This window comes from Schinkia azotoformans (assembly GCF_035811335.1).
Taxonomy (GTDB): Bacteria; Bacillota; Bacilli; order Bacillales; family Bacillaceae_J; genus Schinkia; species Schinkia azotoformans.
The window spans coordinates 226,806-245,993 of sequence record NZ_JARSMD010000001.1 but is presented as its reverse complement, the minus strand read 5'-3'; the positions used below and the strand labels follow the sequence as shown (position 1 = coordinate 245,993).

Below are 19,188 nucleotides of genomic sequence, written 5' to 3'. Positions count from 1 at the left end.
CGAGACAAAATGACCAACTATTTTGTCTTATAGCCATTTATAAAATTGTTAGAAATACCGAAAAAGAGGGACCACAGACCAATTTTTGAAAAAATTCATCCGTAGAAAAGTTAACACCCTGGACCAACATTTGGGTTTGTTACCTTTTTTCTCCCTCTATTCCTACATTTGATATTATAAACTTTCCTTGAGAACAGTTCACTATTGTTCTTAACAATTTTTTAGAAAAATGGGGACTAGGGTCGGGTCCTCTGTCTCAGAGTGGGACACAGAACCCGACCCCCTGTCTCTTTACAGTCCTTTTTTTGCGATGAAATCGATTAGGTCCACTACGCGGTGGGAATAGCCTGTTTCGTTGTCATACCATGAAACAACTTTGGCCATGTTTCCATCGATCACCATTGTTGATAAGGCATCGATTGTAGATGATGCTGGTGAGCCGTTGTAGTCTCTAGATACTAATGGCAACTCACTATAATATAGAATGCCTTTTAATGGTCCTTCTGCTGCTTCTTGTAATGCTGCATTGATTTCTTCTTTTGTTGTATCTTTTTCTAATTCACATACAAGGTCCACTAATGATACGTTTGGGGTAGGCACGCGCATGGCCATACCGTTTAGCTTTCCTTTTAGCTCTGGAAGAACTAATGCTACTGCTTTTGCGGCACCTGTTGTTGTTGGAATGATGGATTCCGCCGCTGCACGAGCACGACGATAATCCTTGTGCGGCAAATCTAAAATTTGCTGATCATTTGTATAAGAGTGTACTGTCGTCATCATTCCGCGTTTTACACCGAATTTATCATTTAAAACTTTTGCAAATGGTGCTAAGCAGTTTGTTGTACAAGATGCATTTGAAATAACATGATGATTAGCTGGATCATATTTGTCATCATTAACACCCATTACAATCGTAATATCCTCATCAGTTGCCGGTGCTGAAATAATAACCTTCTTTGCGCCAGCCTCTAAATGTTTGGCTGCATCAACACGCTTCGTAAAGCGGCCTGTAGATTCAACAACTACCTCGACACCAAGGTCGCCCCAACCAAGGTTTGCAGGGTCGCGCTCTGCTTTTACAACGATTTCGTGTCCATCTACGATAATGTTGTTGCCGTTTACTTCAACCTTCTTTTCAAACGTTCCATGAACTGAATCATATTGAAGCAGATGGGCAAGCATTTTTGCATCAGTTAAATCATTAATTGCTACAATTTCTACATTCGGGTTATTAATCGCTGCCCGTAACACATTTCGTCCAATTCTACCAAATCCATTAATACCAACTTTCACTGCCATTGTTTTTCCTCCTTATATTCTCTATTCTTCGTTTTTAATTTATAAGTTTAAGGGATTTCTCCCTATTTCTTGTTTTTATTTCAGACGAACTAACTCATTTGCGGCCCCTTCATCTGTTACGAGAATCGTTTTTCGACCTTGACGCTGCTTCACGACAGCGGCTATTGCCTTTGCCTTGGAAGCACCTCCGGCCACAGCAATAATACATGGCACATTCTCCAAATTTTCTAGCTGCAGGCCGATTGTCCTTACTTTATGGACCACATTCCCATCGGCATCAAAGTAGTAGCCGAACGCTTCCCCGACCGCCTGTCCGTCAGAAATTTTTTGAATGGTCTCGGCATCAGTTTTTCGTCGTTTTGCCATTGTTATAGCATCCCCAATACCGTGAACAACCATGCTGCATTGTTGAATCATTTCTAGCGTTTCTTTTATAGCAGGCTCTTCAACCAAAGACGAATACACATCATCACTTACTTGGTCAGGTACATGGAGCAATTTATATTGTCCCATTGTTTTTTCAGCCATTTTAGCGACGATCGTGTTTGCCTGGCTTTGAACATTTTCACCTAAACCACCCCTGGCAGGAAAAAACATAATATTACGCTCATCTACAGTCGGTGTCAGCATCTCCGCAACAGCAGCAACAGTGCTGCCTCCTGTAATGGCAATAATATTATCCGTGGAAAATGCTTTTTTCATCCGACTGGCACAAGCTCTTCCCATTTCCTTTTTGACAAGTTCATTTTCGTCACTGTCACCGGCAACAATGATGACTTCCTCAATGTTTAATATTGCTCTTAATTGCAACTCTAATTCTTCTAATCCGGAAACTTCTTTCATTACGGACTCAAGCGACCTAATTAACTGTCTGCCCTCTGATGTTAAGCTCATTCCAGCGGAAGAGACATTAACCAAACCCTGCTCTTTTAAAAAAAGAATTTCGGCCCGGAGCACCCGCTCTGTCATACCCAAATGAGTAGCTAATATCCGTCTACCAATCGGTTCCATCAAACGAATGTATTTCAAAATTTGATAGCGATGCTGCATAACCTCGAGCAAATCCGGTAATAATTTTTGTTGAATTTTTAAAACAGTATTCATCTTTACTTCCCCTTACAAGATTTTTTTACCAATAATCCGGACCTATTATGTCCCATTTAGACAAATTATGTCCCGCGTGCGGTAAAAAAAATCACTCCTGCTATATTGTTTATTGTAGCAGGAATAATTTCGACGTTCAACAAATATGCTTATATTTCATATTTTGACTGAAGAAAATATCGAACGGCGTCTTCACTAACCATTCCATAATCCACTTCTTCACCATCAACTTCAACTACTGGAATCATAAGTTGATATTTTTCTAGTAATTTATCATCCTGATAGATGTCAATTTCATGGATTACGAGAGGAAATTCATTGGCCAGCTCCAGCAATTTTGTTTTTGCCTTATCACAGAGCGGACAAACCGGTCTCGTATAAAAATTTACCTGTATTGGCTGCTTCATATTAGTGTATGACCCCTTGCGAATAATTGTTAATATCTCTTTCGTTTGGATGAGGCTAAAATACCAAGCTGGTCCCGATATTTCGCAACTGTTCTTCTTGAAATATTATAGCCGTGTTTTTCCTTAAGTATGGCTGCAATTTGCTGATCTGACAATGGTTTCTTTTTATTTTCTCCGTCTACTATCGTCTTCATCGCTTCCTTTACTTCCTTCGAAGACGCATCCTCAAAATCTTCTGTTTGGATCGTTGATGTGAAAAAGTATTTTAATTCAAAGACACCCTTTGATGTTTGAACATATTTTCCATTAACGGCTCGGCTGACTGTTGATTCATGGACATCGATCATCTGTGCAATATCCCTCATCGTCAGCGGTTTTAATTTTGCATCATCTTTTAGGAAAAAATCCCGTTGCCGATCAATAATCGCTTTCATTACCTTTTGCATCGTTTCTAAGCGCTGCTCGAAGGCTCGTTTTAGAAAGTGGACCTGGTCCATTTTTTCACGCAAATACTTGTAGGCCTCATTATCCTTTTGTCCAATAATTGGCTCGTACGAACTATCCACCTTTATCGAAGGCATAAGCCGCTCATTAAAGCTGACCGCTAAATCTTCCTGTTCTTTTTTTATAATCATGTCCGGCACAATATAGTTGGAAACGCCTTCATTAAAGGCACTGGCCGGTCGCGGATCCAACATTTGGATAAAATCAAACACATCTTGAATCTGCTCAATCGCTACATTGAGTTTGGCTCCGATATCTTTCCATTTACGGTCCGCTAACATTTGCAAATGATTGGCAACGACCTCTTCTGCGAGCAAATTCCGTTCAGGCAGGTTTTTTAGTTGAATTAATAAGCATTCTTGGAGATTACGAGCACCAACACCGATCGGCTCACACTCCTGAATTTTACCTAAAAGACTTTCGATCACTGAGGCGGGAACAGTAAAGCGATTGCTGATCTCTTCGATGTTGCCTGTAAAATAGCCTGATTTATCTATCGATAAAATCAAATAATTTATGATTTGTTTTTCTTCTGATCCTATTTTTAATAAACCAATTTGCTTTTGCAAATGGTCATGGATGGTCATACGGGACTCTTGTTGCTCCATTTTTGCAGAAGGCTGTCCGCTTGAAGGGGAGTTCTTTTTCTTTTTCCGGGTTGATTCTACGCGAAATGATTCAACACTTAATAGCGGATTTTCAGTTGCCTGCTCCTGAAGAAATTGATCAAGCTCTGCAGATGAATATTGAAGCAACGAAATAGCTTGCCTAAGTTCGTTTGTCATCACTAGTTTTGTAGTTTGTTGTTGTACAAGACCTTGTTTCATTTCAAATCCCCCTTACAAACATTGTACTACAGTTATTATTATATGGAAACGCTTACTTTTTTGATAAAAACTTATTAGAAAAACACGATATTTGCCCACAATGGCAAATATCGATGTCTTTTCTTATACTATATTCCATAAAAGATCATACTTGCTTATAGTATAAAAAAATGAGGAAAATCTGCGGGTACAGATCTTCCTCATTTAAATTAACGCCCTCGGAGGGAATCGAACCCCCAGCGGAAGAACCGGAATCTTCTGTGTTATCCATTACACCACGAGGGCAAGCACTTAAGTTGATACACACAACGAAGTTTATTATAAGAAAGATTTCGATTTTTTGCAAGTGGTTATTTTGGACCTTGGGTCAGAGGGTTGGGTTCTCTGGCTCAGTTTTGGTGACCTCGGGGTGGGACGCAGGGTCGGGAACTGTGGCACAACGCAGTGGGACCGGGACATAGTTCCCGACCCCATGGTCCATGGTCCACACTATGAATAAATTAAACATTTTCCGCATATGGTTTAAGTACAAGGAAAATGGGCAATCATGAAAAAAGCGCAAGATTACATAACGTCACGTTTGACCTTCATTGACCATGCATGTATATTTAAATTAGAAGTTAATGTTAATTACAGATGAGGAGGAATTTCGATGGATATGCATTTAATCCCAACAGTTATTGAGCAAACAAATCGTGGTGAAAGAGCTTATGATATTTATTCAAGACTTTTAAAAGACAGAATTATTATGTTAGGAACAGCGATTGATGATACAGTTGCGAACTCAATCGTGGCACAGCTTTTATTCTTAGCCGCTGAAGATCCTGATAAAGATATTTCACTATACATAAATAGTCCTGGTGGTTCTATCACAGCGGGTATGGCTATTTATGATACTATGCAATTTATTAAGCCTGATGTTTCAACAATTTGTATTGGTATGGCTGCTTCCATGGGCGCTTTCCTATTGACTGCAGGTGCTCCTGGCAAACGTTTTGCATTGCCTAATAGTGAGATTATGATTCACCAGCCACTAGGCGGAACGCAAGGTCAAGCAACCGATATCGAAATTCATGCAAGACGTATTATTAGAATGCGTGAAAAATTAAATGCAATCATGGCTGAAAGATCCGGCCAGCCAATTGAAGTGATCAACCGTGATACGGAAAGAGATAACTTCATGGATGCTGAACAAGCTCGTGAGTATGGTTTAATCGATAAGGTTATTACAAAGAGCACTGACGAGAAAAAATAAAGAAGTAAAAAACACGACATTAGCCTTTCGAAGGTGATGTCGTGTTTTTTTACTACAACATTAATGATGTTGTTCGTTTTCTATAAATTCGGTAAGCTTAGCTACAGCGTCTTGCTCATCATGTCCTTCTGCTAACAGCTTAACATCTGCACCAGATTCCACTGCTAAGCTCATAAGGCCCATTATACTTTTTGCATTCACTTTTTTTCCTTCTTTTTCTAAAAAAATGTCAGAAGAAAAGCGATTGGCTTCTTGAACAAATAATGCTGCCGGACGGGCTTGAAGGCCAGTTTTCAGCTTAACAGTAACCGTCTTTTCTATCAAAGTGTTCTCCTCCTTGTCATACACAACCCCATTTTATCCTATTGTAACAGAGTGAGCCAGTAAAAATGTTTCATCATTGTTACAAATTATTATCTATATCTTTTCCAAAATTTAAACATCAGTAAAACGCCAGCCTAGCCCCATCTGACAAAAGTTTACCTATAATCATACGTTTAAGAATTGGAAATGGTTTCACCCAATCGTAATTTTTCTGCAATTTCATCAATCTTACGTAAACGGTGATTAATCCCTGATTTACTTATTTGTCCGCCAGATACCATTTCCCCCAGCTCCTTAAGAGTAACATCCTGGTATGTAATTCTTAGCTCAGCGATTTCCCTAAGCTTATCCGGAAGTGTCTCAAGGCCAACGGTATCTTGAATATAACGAATATTTTCCACTTGGCGGATGGCAGCTCCAATCGTTTTGTTTAAGTTCGCTGTTTCACAATTTACAAGGCGATTAACCGAGTTCCGCATATCGCGAACAATTCGGACATCCTCGAAGTGAAGCAACGCTTGATGGGCGCCGATAATATTAAGGAGTTCGCTTATTTTTTCTCCTTCTTTTAAATACGTAATATAGCCTTTCTTACGTTCCAGCGTTTTGGCATTTAATCCAAATGAATTCATTAACTCGCATAAGGAATTATTATGTTCCTCGTATAATGAAAAAATCTCCAAATGGTAGGATGATGTTTCCGGGTTATTAACCGACCCTCCAGCAAGAAAAGCGCCTCTTAAATAAGAACGTTTGCAACACTTTTTCTTTAAAAATACATCAGAGATTGTTCGAATAAAGGTGAACCCTTCTCCCATAATCCCAAGATCCTCGAGAATCTCTTTTGCTTGCTGAACCATCCTAACTATATATACATTATTTTTTTTCAATCTCATTTTTTTTCTTACTAGCAGTTCAACAGAGATATTATACTCTCTTTTTAACAAAGTGTATATTCTTCTTGCAATCGCTGCATTTTCGGTTTGGACATCAACCATGATTTTCCGATTCATAAAAGACATCGAACCATTCATACGAATAAGAGCGGAAAGCTCTGCTTTTGCACAACAATTTTTCATTTCAGTATTTGTTAATTCTTTTTTTGTCTCAGAAGCAAAAGACAAGTCTCCACCCCCTCACTTTTACAATAAAGAATAGATCACCTTTGCGATTTTCTCAGTATCATGGCGGATGACACCATTTTTGATCTGCACCAAATCTTTATTGATAATTTCGAGCCCATAGTTTTCGAGTTTTTCCTTGTCATATTTCACCGGCTGGGCATTTTCAAGTTTATATCGTTGTAAAACCGCTTTCGGCAGTTCGGCATCATTTACAATGATACTATTTAAAAAGGCACATTTTAAATGATCGTACAATGCTTTGACATGGTCACTTGCTGTGTAGCCCATTGTTTCTCCTGCTTGCGTCATGACATTGCATACATACACTTTTTTTGCTTTTGAGTGACAAAGCTGCTGCCCGATTTTCGATACAAGCAAATTCGGTAAAATACTAGTATATAAACTTCCTGGGCCAATAACAACTAAATCAGCGTTATTAATTTCTTCCAATGTTTCAGGGAGTGGTTCCACATCAGATGGCGTAAGGAAAACACGCTTTATTTTCTTATTCGCATTTGGTATTTTCGATTCGCCTGTCACCACGGTCCCATCTTCCAATTCGGCATGAAGAATAATAGCCCGATTGGCTGCAGGCAATACCTTGCCTTTTACATTAAGAACCTTGCTCATTTCACGAATGCCACTCACAAAATCTCCGGTAATGCTCGTCATCGCAGCAAGCAATAAATTGCCTAATGCATGACCTGACAGTTCATTGCCATTTCGAAAGCGGTGCTGAAATAAGCTTTCGATTAGAGGTTCAACCTCTGATAAGGCTGCTAAACAATTGCGAATATCTCCAGGGGGCGGGATCTGGAGTTCACTCCGCAGTCTTCCGGAACTCCCTCCATCATCCGCTACCGTCACAATCGCAGTGATATCAATTGGATACTGCTTTAAGCCGCGAAGAAGCACCGGCAATCCGGTTCCCCCGCCAATCACTACAATTCTAGGCAGTTTTCTCCATTCCATGTATCGTTACCTTTTTCCCTTCCTTTTTTCAATATCGCGATGCCCTCGACCTACAAAATAGCCATTTTCGAAATGCTTCCCGATATATTCTGCAAGCGTCACCGAACGATGCTGTCCACCTGTACAGCCGATTGCAATCACCAACTGACTTTTCCCTTCACGCTTATATTGCGGGAGCATGAAAGTCAGGAGATCAATTAGCTTTTCAAGAAACTTTTGTGTTTCCGGCTGTTTTAATACGTATGAAGAAACTTCTTCATCAAGACCAGTTTTCGGACGCAGTGAATCAATATAATGTGGATTCGGTAAAAAGCGCACATCGAAAACGAGATCCGCATCAATTGGAATGCCATATTTAAAGCCAAACGAAATCACATTCACTGTAAAAACAGGTTGTTTATCCTGCGAAAATCCGTTGATGATTTTTTCCCGCAGCATTCTTGGGGTCAACTCGGAAGTATCAATAATATGTTGGGCTCTGCCTTTTAATTCATCAAGTATTTCTCTTTCAAGCCTAATTCCTTCTAACGGCAGACCGCTTTTTGCTAATGGATGTGACCGTCTCGTTTCCTTATAGCGGCTCACTAAAACTTGATCACTTGCATCTAAAAACAGAATTTGTGGAGTAATCCAGCTTACTTCACTCATACCATCAATCGCGTCTATTAATGTATCAAAAAATTCTCGTCCGCGCATATCCATGACTAAAGCAATTTTATTCATCTTGTTTCCGGACTCTTTTACTAACTCCATTAATTTCGGAAGTAGTGTTGGAGGTAAATTGTCAACGCAGAAAAAACCAAGGTCCTCAAAACTTTGAACAGCGACAGTTTTACCTGCACCACTCATCCCGGTTATTATAACCATTTGCACATCCTGATTTGGTGTAGCCATTTTTTACTTTCCCTTCCTTTACAAAATTCCCCAACACTAATTTGATCATTTTTATCGCATACACTTATATATTAAGATGGATCCAAGCGATATGAAATAAGTTGAAAGTCTGGTGTATACGTGAATGTGCCATACACCATTCCATTTCCATTCATACAATGGTCCAAAATATGATAATCACCAGGTGCCATTGGTAACTGCAGCACGTCTTCGGCCAAATGCCACTTAATGATACCTTCGCTAGATTCATCAAGGTTAACCCCATCATAGTCCTCGGCGAAAAATGTAAACATCATCCACTCTGAAATGACCTGATCGTTTTCTTTAATATTGATTGTAAAAATCCCTTTGACAGTTGGATCTTTTAACTTGACCCCTGTTTCTTCATGATATTCACGGATGACCGATTCCTTTACAGATTCACCTAATTCCATCTTGCCCCCTGGTGCTACCCACCAGCCTCGCCTCGGTTTCTGAAGAAGAAGAATTTTGTCACCCTTCTTTAATACACAATTCGTAATCCGCTGCAATACCATCACCTCTTTTTCCGTTCAAACCTCCACTAGAGGTAAATTTCAGGTAAAATTCCCCTAATGGTCTCCCATGAAGTCATTATACTATTATTATGTAAAGGTAACAATTTTCTTCTTTTTTCCAGTGTTAATATGTTTTTACAAAAAAAAGAGAGGCTGTCTTTATGAAGACAGTCCCTTTTCAATCAAAAATGTATTATTAAATAAAGGGGGGCTTTATTTACAATCATCATACCCCAAAAATATTTCAATCCTATTACAGCAACGTTAATTAGTTGTTAAATTTTTGTAATGTTTTCCTTTTATTAGCCTTTTAATTTTTCTTCTAGCTCTTCGATGTAATGTTGTGCACTTTGGGCAGCGATACTTCCGTCACCTGTTGCCGTAACGATTTGGCGAAGCATTTTTTCTCGAATATCCCCAGCAGCATAGATGCCCGGCACTTTTGTTTCCATCAAATCATTGGTTTCAATATAGCCATTTTCGTTTGTGATTCCAAGGCTCTTGAATGGCTCACTTAGTGGAACTAGACCGACATAAATAAATACGCCGTCTGTTTTATAGTCACGCTGTTCCCCTGTGTTCACATCTTCAATTAGAATGCTAGATACTTTTCCATCTGTACCTTTGATTTCTTTCGGAACGCTATTCCAAATGAATTCCATTTTTTCATTATCAAATGCACGCTTTTGAAGAATCTTTTGGGCACGCAATTCATCACGACGGTGGATTAATGTAACCTTTGAAGCAAAGCGTGTTAAATAAACACCTTCCTCAACAGCGGAGTCACCGCCGCCAATAACAACTAATTCTTTTCCTTTGAAAAAGGCACCGTCACAAACAGCACAATAGGAAACACCGCGTCCGCTTAATTCTTTTTCACCAGGAATGTTAAGGTTACGATGTTGGGCACCTGTTGTAATAATAACTGTTTTTGCTTTATATTGCTTGTTGCCGCAGTCTACGATTTTATATGGATCTTCGACAATGACTTGTTTAATTTCACCATAGGCATATTCTGCGCCGAATTTTTTCGCATGTTCAAACATTTTGGTAGATAAGTCAGGACCAAGGATTGATTCATAGCCCGGATAATTTTCGACATCTTCTGTGTTCGCCATTTGGCCTCCAGGCATGCCGCGCTCAAGCATTAATGTTGATAGATTTGCTCTCGATGTATATACTGCTGCTGTCATTCCTGCAGGACCTGCACCAGCAATGATAACATCCCAAATTTTTTCTTCACTCATTTTTCTTACACTCCTTTATCCAGATACCCTACACCCTATAATCGTTATATATCTATAGTATACAAATTTTTGATTGTCGTCTATTAATATGCTCACCCAACAAGGGGGTTCGGAGTTTTTTTGCTTTTTTCACACTAGATCTGTTACATAATTCATATATTTTCTTAAAGTAGATGTTGAGATCAAATATTTTTCAGCGATTTGCTTTTGTGTAACTTGCTGGTCTTCAGCTCGTAAGCAGCAATATTCAATCGCAGCTGCCCATGCATGGCTATTTTTAAAGCTGATCGGCGAATGCAAGGCATTCAGCAGTATTCTAAACCATAGCATATAAAATTTCTGCTCCAAGCTTTGAGGCCATGTACATTGATCGGAAAGAGCATCAATGACCTCCAGTCCATCGACTAGGCGTGAAGAAGTTTTCAGTTGTTGTTTGTTTGTTAGTTTGTTCAACATTAAATGCGTAAATTCTTTAACAACGTCAGATTCATTATTTGTCAATAAATAGGAGTTTATTTCCTCTAACGATCTGACATTTCCTGATCTTTTTAGTAAAAGCAAAATCAACAGCTTTTTCTCACCGCTGTCTGTTTCCTTAAATTGTTGGATTAAGGAGTGATTGATAGCTTTTCCTTTAGGCTGCGGGGCTTGAACCTTTAACCAAGGCTCTGCACCCTTTTTTTCCGGATTAAGCTTAATAACCTTTTGCCACATTTCATCCGCTAATTGCTTTTTGTTTGTATGGTAAGCTGAAACTGCAAGCCAGTAGTAAAAAGCCCCGTCTCCCTCATAGCCAAACTTTTGCAGCCAGCGCAGCCATTTGAATGCAATTTCGTATTGGCCTAATAAGGCGAACGTAACGCCAAGCTTAGAGCGATGATCCATATCGATCGGGTGTACAACGCGGAGCTGTCTTACGATATGGGCAACCTCTTTTTCACGTCCAAGATAATGGTAATAAACGGCTAAATTGCATAGAGCATGCAGATTGCCTTCACTTTTCTTAAGCACGTCCTGGGCAATTTTAATTGCTTTACTTACATTTCCAAGATAAAATTGGGCAAGCGAAAGATTGTTATGGGCAGACCAAAACTCAGGATACTCCTTAACAATCTTTTGAAGCATCATGCTTGCTTCTTCCAGTTTCCCATTTTCAAGTAGTTCCCGTGCCGCTTCCTGTCTATTAATAAGCTCTTCTTCCTCATCATGGAAGCCATCAAGCTCATTCGTTTCAATGCTTAATAAATCCAGCAAATCCTCTGTATCCTCATAGAATTCGCCATCTGGAGCGAATTCTAGATACTTTTTGGCATACTTTTTTGCTTCTTGAAAAAAACCTAAATAGGCATAATTATTGGCAAGAAATGAATAACATTCATACATTTCTGGTTCAAGCTTTTCAACAATTTCAATAAGGATGTCATTTGATTTTTCAAACTCACCCAATTCAGATAAGACAACAGCAAGCTGACACAAAAATACCGGTTCCTTCGGATCAAATTGGACAGCTCTTTCAAAATATTTTTTTGCTTTATATAAATCACGTCTGCGATAATATTTAATTCCTTTTTTAAAAAAATACTCCCCATCCTGCGAAAACTGCACAAGCTGGCCAATCGGCTGGTTCGTATTGTATTTACGAGTTTCCATAAAACCTCCATTAAGTAAAAAAGTTTACCGACCATAGTATAACACACTTCACACTTGGGCGCTTTATGGAATTAACGACAATTATGGTGAGTGGATAATATATTGAAGTTTTTGGATAATATATGGTCTAATCCAGATAATATGCAGGGCCAAATACGGTTTATGTCACTGTGTAAAAAGCAAAAAAGTATGGTGCATCGTCGTTTTTCCGAGGATGCACCATACTTTTTTCATTTCTTTGAGCTATTATTTTGATTTCTGGCTATGTCTTTCAACAAGTACGTTTAATACTTCATCTAATGGAAGCTTTTGCTCACGTAATAATACTAATACGTGATAAATTAAGTCAGCCACTTCCCATTTTAATTCCTCAGGGTCGCGGTTTTTTGCAGCAATTACCACTTCAGTTGCCTCTTCGCCGACTTTTTTCAGAATTTTATCGACGCCTTTATCAAATAAATAGGTTGTATAGGCACCTTCTGGCATTTCGGCTTCACGCTGGGCGATCACACTTTCAAGCTCGTTAATGATCGCAAAGCGGTCAAAGTTTGAAACAGCGGACTTTCGGCCGCCATCTGGTTCGCCGCTCTGACTGTCAGCTAATAAGGAGCCGCTAAAGCAGCTATATGAACCAGTGTGACAGGCTGGACCTGCGGGTACTACAAGCACAACTAAAGCATCCTGATCGCAATCATATTTGATGTCGATTATTTTTTGTGTGTTGCCTGATGTTTCACCTTTGTGCCAAAGCTCCCCGCGGGAACGGCTCCAAAACCATGTTTCTTTTGTTTCCAATGATTTTTTCAAAGATTCTTCATTCATATAAGCTAGGGTTAGTACCTCTTTACTTATCGCGTCTTGTACGATTGCTGGAATTAACCCTTTTTCATCAAATTTTACTTGTAAAACGTTCATCGAACATTCACTCCTTTTTTGCGGAGATAGTCTTTAACTTCTTTCACTGATGTTTCTTTATAATGAAAAATAGAAGCCGCCAAAGCTGCGTCTGCTTTTCCTTCCACAAAAGCGTCAACAAAGTGGTCCGCATTGCCCGCGCCACCGGATGCAATCACCGGTACGGAAACAGCTTCGCTTACCGCTTTTGTTAAAGCAAGGTCAAAGCCTGACTTTTCTCCATCTTTATCCATACTTGTTAACAGAATTTCTCCTGCTCCACGTTCGACAACCTCTTGTGCCCACGCGATCACTTCATAGTCTGTCGCATTGCGGCCACCATGGGTGTAGACACGCCATGAGCCTAACTCTTCATCATATTTTGCATCAATTGCCACAACGATACATTGGGAGCCAAAAAATTCAGCACCTTCAGTTATTAAATCTGGACGTTTTACCGCTGCGGTATTTAAGGAAACCTTATCTGCGCCGGCACGTAAAATGCGCTTCATGTCCTCTAACGTGTTAATACCACCGCCAACCGTAAACGGAATCGCAAGCTTTGCCGCTACACGTTCCACAACATCAACCATCGTTTCGCGACCTTCATGGGAGGCAGAGATATCAAGGAAAACTAGCTCATCGGCACCTTCCTGGTCATAAAATTCGGCTAATTCAACCGGGTCACCGGCATCTCGAAGCTCGACAAATTGAACGCCTTTTACAACTCGTCCTTCTTTTACATCCAAGCAAGGAATGATCCGTTTAGTAATCATCGGCCGTTCACCTCACTTAATGCTTCTTTTACAGTAAATTGCTTTGTATATAAAGCCTTGCCGACAATTGCACCAGCAACACCACTAGCTTCATATTCTTTGAGATTTACCAAATCTTTTAATTGGCTCACACCACCAGAAGCAATTACCTGTTTGCCAGTTGCCTCTGCCATTTCAACGATCGCTTTTATATTAGGACCTGAAAGCATCCCGTCCGTTGCAATATCAGTAAAAATAAACACTTCCGCCCCAGCATCTGCCAGTGTTTTGCCAAGCTCAGTTGCTTTTACATTCGATGTATTTAACCAACCCTCAGTTGCCACATAGCCATCCTTTGCATCAATGCCGATCGCAATTTTTTCACCATATTTAGCAAGCATCGCTTTTACAAAATCAGGGTCAGAAATTGCTGCACTACCAAGGATGACGCGGCTTACCCCATGTTCAAGGTAAAAAGCAACATCGTCTTCCGAACGGATCCCTCCGCCAATTTGCACTTTTACATTCAGTTTTTTGGCAACTTCAAGCACGTGCTCGTGGTTAACACGCTGTCCCGCTTTTGCTCCGTCAAGATCAACCATATGAATCCACTCTGCACCTTCGTCAGCAAAAACCTTTGCCATCTCGTATGGAGAATCGCCGTAAACCGTTTCTTTATTATAATCACCTTGTAATAGACGCACGCATTTTCCGCCGCGCATGTCAATTGCAGGATAAATCGTAAATGTCATTTTTATTCCATCTCCCCTCTTGTAATGCCTAACGAAAAACGAATGTCAGTGCATTTTTTTAAAATCAAAACTACCTTGTTTCCACAACTCCCGCAAAATTCATGAGAATTGATAAGCCAATCTCACTGCTCTTTTCCGGATGAAACTGGGTTCCGTACACATTGCCTTGACCAACAACCGCCGGGACCTCAACATCATAGCTGCTGCTAGCTAGTACCACATCTTGCTCCTCAGGCACAGCATAATAAGAATGAACAAAATAAACATGGCCTTGTTCAACATTTTGGAGCAACGCTGATTCGGGTTGGTGGAAATTCAGCTTATTCCAGCCCATATGCGGCACTTTATATTTTTCACCTGAGGCTGTTACGCCTGGGAACTTCACAATTTTTCCTTTTAAAAATTGTAAGCCTGTTGTTTGTCCATTTTCTTCACTTTCATCAAATAGGAGCTGCATTCCAAGGCAAATGCCTAAAAGCGGTTTACCCACTGCAACTTCATTTTTTATAAAAGTAGTTAATTCCGTTTCATTTAAAATTGTCATTGCATCACGAAAGGCACCAACACCGGGTAGAATCAAGCCTTTGCATTCATGCAGTTTATTTTTATCGTCAGTTACAATATATTGATAGTTCATTCGTTCAAGCGCTTTGGAGACGCTGTATAAATTCCCCATCCCGTAGTCGATAATCCCAATCATTCTAACAATCCTTTCGTTTATTGCGTTTTCGGGCGGGCCATGGGGGCGGGTTCTGTGTCCCACTGAGCCAGAGGGTCGGGTTCTGTGTCCCACTTGATGAGAGCCCGCACTCAGCAAATAATTGGTAGCATTTTGTAAACTTACAGCATTCCCTTTGTTGAAGGAACACCTTTGACACGAGGATCGATCATCGTTGCTTCATCCAACGCGCGTCCAAATGCTTTAAAGATAGCTTCTATTATATGGTGTGTATTATGTCCGTAATGAACGATGACATGTAAATTCATTCGGGCTTCAAGCGCGAATTTCCAAAGGAATTCATGGACAAGCTCTGTATCAAAGGTGCCGACACGTGCACTCGGTAACTCAGCACGGAATTCAAGATGCGGACGGTTGCTTAGGTCAACCACAACCTGTGCTAGGGCTTCATCCATCGGAACAAACGCATTGCCGTAGCGCTTGATTCCTTTTTTATCACCCAACGCTTCTCTAAGGGCTTGTCCTAAGCAAATGCCGATATCCTCCGTTGTATGGTGATCATCAATTTCAACATCACCAACGGCGTCAATCGTCAAATTAAATTGACCGTGCTTTGTAAAAAGATCAAGCATGTGCGTTAAAAACGGCACACTCGTTTCAAGATTGGATTGCCCTTCACCATCAACAGCAAAGGAAAGCTTAATATCAGTTTCATTCGTTCTTCTTTCAACACTTGCTTCACGTGTCATCTCGGTATCCCTCCAAGTATTGGGTTGTTTATATTTATTTTAGCCTCTGCTCCACCGCACGGGCGTGGGCTTCTAGGCCTTCGAGCCTTGCGAGCGCTGCAATTTTATGACCGTTATCCATTACTGCCTTTTTACTATACGAAATGATCGAAGATTTTTTTACAAAATCATCTACATTTAATGGACTGGAGAACCTCGCTGTCCCGTTTGTTGGTAGCACATGGTTTGGTCCGGCAAAATAGTCGCCAATTGGTTCAGAGCTGTTTTCACCTAAGAAAATTGCACCGGCATGGCGGATTTGTCCGATAATACCTATTGGGTCAACTGTCATTATCTCTAAGTGTTCTGGTGCAAGTTCGTTCACTGCCTCAATCGCCTGCTCCATTGTTTCGGTAACATAAATAGCACCGTAATCGCGAATGGAAGCACTTGCGATTTCAACTCGTGGTAAACTAGCGAGCTGTTTCTCTACTTCTTCAGATACCTTTTCGGCAAGCTCCATTGATGGCGTAACAAGAACGCTTGATGCTCTCCTATCATGCTCAGCTTGTGATAATAAATCTGCCGCGATATAATCCGGATTCCCTACTTCACCATCAGCCAGAACCACAATTTCACTAGGGCCCGCAATCATATCGATATCAACATCGCCGAATACTTCACGCTTCGCTAATGCGACATAAATATTGCCTGGTCCGGTTATTTTATCAACTGCTTTAATCGTATCTGTTCCGTAGGCTAATGCACCGATCGCTTGGGCACCACCAACCTTATAAATCTCACGAACACCACTTTCATTTGCTGCAACTAACACACCTGCAGGCAGCTTGCCATCCTTACCAGGAGGCGACACCATCGCAATCCGCCCAACACCAGCAACCTGTGCAGGAATAACGTTCATCAATACGGATGATGGATAAGCTGCCGTCCCACCAGGAACGTAGACACCAACTGCATCCAACGGTGTTATTTTTTGCCCCAAAATTGTACCATCGGCTTCAGTTGTAATCCATGATTGGCGAACTTGACGGCTATGATAGCTGCGAATATTTTCTGCTGCTTCACGAATATAACCGACAACATCTTCCGGTACTAATTTGTAGGCTTCCTCGATCTCCTCTGCCGTCACTTTTAAAGAATCAAGCCGTATACCATCGAATTTAGCAGTGTAGTCTAGGAGTGCTTGGTCTCCATTCTTTTTTACATTTTCAAGAATCTCAAGAACGGCATTGCGCTGCTGTTCTGTTCCAGAGTCTAGGTCTCGTTTTAATGATAATCCTTCTGTAACACGTTCTATCTTCATATTAGTTCACTCCTTCAAGACATGCTGATAAGCGCTCAACCATATCATCGATAAATTGATCCTTCATCCGGTAGGAGACTGGATTTACAATGAGGCGGGACGTAATATCTTCAATGCGTTCAAGCTCCACCAAGCCATTTTCTTTTAACGTACGGCCTGTAGAAACGATATCGACAATACGTTCTGCCAGTCCGATTAATGGTGCAAGCTCGATGGAGCCGTTCAGCTTAATAATTTCTACCTGCTCCCCTTGTTCACGGAAGTAACGAGAAGCAACAGCTGGATATTTAGTCGCAATCTTCGGTGCCACACTTACGGCCTTTGCGTTTGGCAAGCCGGCAACCGCTAAATAACAAGCACTTATTTTTAAATCCAGTACTTCATATACATCACGGTCTTCCTCAAGCATAACGTCTTTTCCGGCAATTCCGAGGTCGGCCACCCCATGTTCAACGTAAGTCACGACATCCATCGGCTTTGCTAAAATAAACCTTATATTTTCCTCCGGTACATCGATGATTAGTTTCCGGGAATCATCAAATTCCGGAGGAAGCTTATAACCAGCCCGTCTTAAGAGTTCGGCTGCTTCTTCAAAAATACGCCCTTTCGGCATTGCAATTGTTAACATCGTTGAACTAATACTCATTGCCCGCTCTCCTTTCCAGGCTTTCCAATACAATAAGCTACATCTTGGTAGCGGCTTGTAAATAAATCTACATCTTCAATTCCAGCAATATCTTGAAGAACTACTTTTTCCCCATTCTTCCGCTTCGTGCGTGCCATTTCGATTGCTTCCTGTCTGCGCTCATGGCTGAAAATGATAAGTGAAATCGGAGTAGAATCCTGTGTCCCACCTAAAGCTTGGACTAAACGGTCAACGCGAATCGCAAAGCCTGTAGCTGCTGTAGGACGATTAAATTTTTCTAGCAATTGATCATAACGGCCACCACTGCATAAAGAGAATCCTAGATTTTGCGCATAGCCTTCAAACAAAATTCCTGTGTAGTAGCTCATATGGCTGACAATATTTAAATCGATTTTAATATGGTCTGTTACACCATAGCTTTCTAATTGGCTCCACAATTGATCAAGCTCTTCAATAGCCTTTCTAGCGGCACTATTTTCTGTAATTTCACGAGCCTCAGCAATGACACGGTGATCCCCACGGAACTGCAGCAATTGTAATAGCTGTTGTTTGTCAATCGAAGACAGCGGCAATTTTTTCACGTGCTCACGATAGCCAACATAATTTTTTTCATATAAAAAACGGCGAAGAACATTGGCTCGCTCTTCATTTCCGAGAATATCTAAAAATAAGGCATTCACAAAACCAACATGTCCGATCGCCACTGAGAAATTCTCGAGGCCGGCACTTTTCAAGACCTCCACCATTAAAGCAATCACTTCTGCATCAGCGCTAGATGTTTGATCACCGATTAACTCAACACCAACTTGCTCAAACTCAGCCGGACGTCCGCCCTCACGCTGCTGGGCACGGTATACATTGGCATCATAAGCTAAACGTAACGGATAGCCTTCACTTTTCATTCTTGAAGCAGCCACCCTGGCAATCGGTGCTGTCATATCAGGACGAAGCACTAATGTATGACCTTGTTGGTCGAGCAATTTAAAAAGTTGTTGGTTAGAAATCGCTGAAGCCGCGCCAACTGTTTCAAAATACTCTAATGTTGGGGTCTGGATAGATTGGTAGCCCCAAGCTTGAATTTCTTCTAACATTTTATTTCTTGCTTGCTTTTTCGTCTCATAAAGCTCAGGCAATGTATCTCTCATCCCAAGCGGCTTTTCGAACATAAATAGCTTTGACATTTCCCTGACTCACCCTTTATTAAATAATACCGAATCCTTTAGTTCGCTAATGTGCTAATAAATTAAAGTTATCTAGTATATTACAA

20 protein-coding genes and 1 tRNA gene are annotated in these 19,188 nt (G+C 40.6%); 1 reads left to right on the top strand and 20 read right to left on the bottom strand.

Annotated elements, in window-relative coordinates; translation table 11 throughout:
• Positions 1–291 precede the first annotated feature (291 nt).
• From gap to P9E47_RS01070, 5 genes are all read right to left on the bottom strand, one after another.
• Positions 292–1,299, bottom strand: coding sequence for a type I glyceraldehyde-3-phosphate dehydrogenase (gap, locus tag P9E47_RS01090; RefSeq protein WP_326162301.1), 1,008 nt, complete (start codon positions 1,297–1,299; stop codon positions 292–294).
• A 75-nt stretch (positions 1,300–1,374) separates the two neighbouring features.
• Complete coding sequence (locus tag P9E47_RS01085) at positions 1,375–2,403, bottom strand: sugar-binding transcriptional regulator (protein WP_003330785.1); 1,029 nt, start codon at positions 2,401–2,403, stop codon at positions 1,375–1,377.
• A gap of 149 nt (positions 2,404–2,552) precedes the next feature.
• On the bottom strand, positions 2,553–2,810 hold the full coding sequence (locus P9E47_RS01080; protein ID WP_326162299.1) for a glutaredoxin family protein: 258 nt from the start codon (positions 2,808–2,810) through the stop codon (positions 2,553–2,555).
• A gap of 29 nt (positions 2,811–2,839) precedes the next feature.
• Complete coding sequence (gene rpoN, locus P9E47_RS01075; RefSeq protein ID WP_326162298.1) at positions 2,840–4,141, bottom strand: RNA polymerase factor sigma-54; 1,302 nt, start codon at positions 4,139–4,141, stop codon at positions 2,840–2,842.
• Positions 4,142–4,354: 213 nt separating this feature from the next.
• Positions 4,355–4,426: transfer RNA gene (locus tag P9E47_RS01070), tRNA-Arg, on the bottom strand.
• Positions 4,427–4,799: 373 nt separating this feature from the next.
• Here P9E47_RS01070 and clpP point away from each other — a divergent pair.
• Entirely contained in the window at positions 4,800–5,396 is a 597-nt protein-coding gene (gene clpP, locus P9E47_RS01065) for an ATP-dependent Clp endopeptidase proteolytic subunit ClpP (RefSeq protein ID WP_326162355.1), read from the top strand.
• A gap of 60 nt (positions 5,397–5,456) precedes the next feature.
• On the opposite strand, the gene P9E47_RS01060 is transcribed toward clpP, so the two are convergent.
• From P9E47_RS01060 to P9E47_RS00990, 15 genes are all read right to left on the bottom strand, one after another.
• Positions 5,457–5,720: an HPr family phosphocarrier protein gene (locus P9E47_RS01060; RefSeq protein ID WP_003330781.1), complete on the bottom strand. Its 264-nt coding sequence runs from the start codon at positions 5,718–5,720 to the stop codon at positions 5,457–5,459.
• 173 nt (positions 5,721–5,893) lie between these two features.
• Complete coding sequence (whiA, locus tag P9E47_RS01055) at positions 5,894–6,844, bottom strand: DNA-binding protein WhiA (protein WP_003330779.1); 951 nt, start codon at positions 6,842–6,844, stop codon at positions 5,894–5,896.
• A gap of 18 nt (positions 6,845–6,862) precedes the next feature.
• On the bottom strand, positions 6,863–7,816 hold the full coding sequence (locus tag P9E47_RS01050) for a gluconeogenesis factor YvcK family protein (protein ID WP_003330778.1): 954 nt from the start codon (positions 7,814–7,816) through the stop codon (positions 6,863–6,865).
• A 6-nt stretch (positions 7,817–7,822) separates the two neighbouring features.
• Positions 7,823–8,710 (bottom strand): RNase adapter RapZ, encoded by an 888-nt coding sequence (rapZ, locus tag P9E47_RS01045; protein WP_003330777.1) that lies wholly within the window; start codon positions 8,708–8,710, stop codon positions 7,823–7,825.
• A gap of 71 nt (positions 8,711–8,781) precedes the next feature.
• Positions 8,782–9,240 carry an NUDIX hydrolase gene (locus P9E47_RS01040; RefSeq protein WP_003330776.1) on the bottom strand — a complete coding sequence of 153 codons (459 nt, stop codon included), beginning with the start codon at positions 9,238–9,240 and terminating at the stop codon, positions 8,782–8,784.
• A 308-nt stretch (positions 9,241–9,548) separates the two neighbouring features.
• Positions 9,549–10,493, bottom strand: coding sequence for a thioredoxin-disulfide reductase (trxB, locus tag P9E47_RS01035; protein WP_003330775.1), 945 nt, complete (start codon positions 10,491–10,493; stop codon positions 9,549–9,551).
• 129 nt (positions 10,494–10,622) lie between these two features.
• Complete coding sequence (locus tag P9E47_RS01030; protein ID WP_003330774.1) at positions 10,623–12,143, bottom strand: tetratricopeptide repeat protein; 1,521 nt, start codon at positions 12,141–12,143, stop codon at positions 10,623–10,625.
• Positions 12,144–12,389: 246 nt separating this feature from the next.
• Entirely contained in the window at positions 12,390–13,058 is a 669-nt protein-coding gene (gene hisIE / locus P9E47_RS01025; protein WP_003330773.1) for a bifunctional phosphoribosyl-AMP cyclohydrolase/phosphoribosyl-ATP diphosphatase HisIE, read from the bottom strand.
• Positions 13,055–13,813 (bottom strand): imidazole glycerol phosphate synthase subunit HisF, encoded by a 759-nt coding sequence (gene hisF, locus P9E47_RS01020; RefSeq protein ID WP_003330772.1) that lies wholly within the window; start codon positions 13,811–13,813, stop codon positions 13,055–13,057. The genes hisIE and hisF overlap by 4 nt, the downstream gene beginning before the upstream one ends.
• Complete coding sequence (gene hisA, locus P9E47_RS01015; protein ID WP_035192637.1) at positions 13,810–14,544, bottom strand: 1-(5-phosphoribosyl)-5-[(5-phosphoribosylamino)methylideneamino]imidazole-4-carboxamide isomerase; 735 nt, start codon at positions 14,542–14,544, stop codon at positions 13,810–13,812. The genes hisF and hisA overlap by 4 nt, the downstream gene beginning before the upstream one ends.
• A 70-nt stretch (positions 14,545–14,614) precedes the next feature.
• Entirely contained in the window at positions 14,615–15,244 is a 630-nt protein-coding gene (hisH, locus tag P9E47_RS01010; RefSeq protein ID WP_003330770.1) for an imidazole glycerol phosphate synthase subunit HisH, read from the bottom strand.
• Between the two features lie 140 nt (positions 15,245–15,384).
• Complete coding sequence (gene hisB, locus P9E47_RS01005; protein ID WP_003330768.1) at positions 15,385–15,972, bottom strand: imidazoleglycerol-phosphate dehydratase HisB; 588 nt, start codon at positions 15,970–15,972, stop codon at positions 15,385–15,387.
• A 34-nt stretch (positions 15,973–16,006) separates the two neighbouring features.
• Positions 16,007–17,275 (bottom strand): histidinol dehydrogenase, encoded by a 1,269-nt coding sequence (hisD, locus tag P9E47_RS01000; protein ID WP_003330767.1) that lies wholly within the window; start codon positions 17,273–17,275, stop codon positions 16,007–16,009.
• A 1-nt stretch (position 17,276) separates the two neighbouring features.
• Positions 17,277–17,921 (bottom strand): ATP phosphoribosyltransferase, encoded by a 645-nt coding sequence (gene hisG, locus P9E47_RS00995; protein WP_039957157.1) that lies wholly within the window; start codon positions 17,919–17,921, stop codon positions 17,277–17,279.
• Complete coding sequence (locus P9E47_RS00990; RefSeq protein WP_003330765.1) at positions 17,918–19,102, bottom strand: ATP phosphoribosyltransferase regulatory subunit; 1,185 nt, start codon at positions 19,100–19,102, stop codon at positions 17,918–17,920. The genes hisG and P9E47_RS00990 overlap by 4 nt, the downstream gene beginning before the upstream one ends.
• Positions 19,103–19,188: the final 86 nt, after the last annotated feature.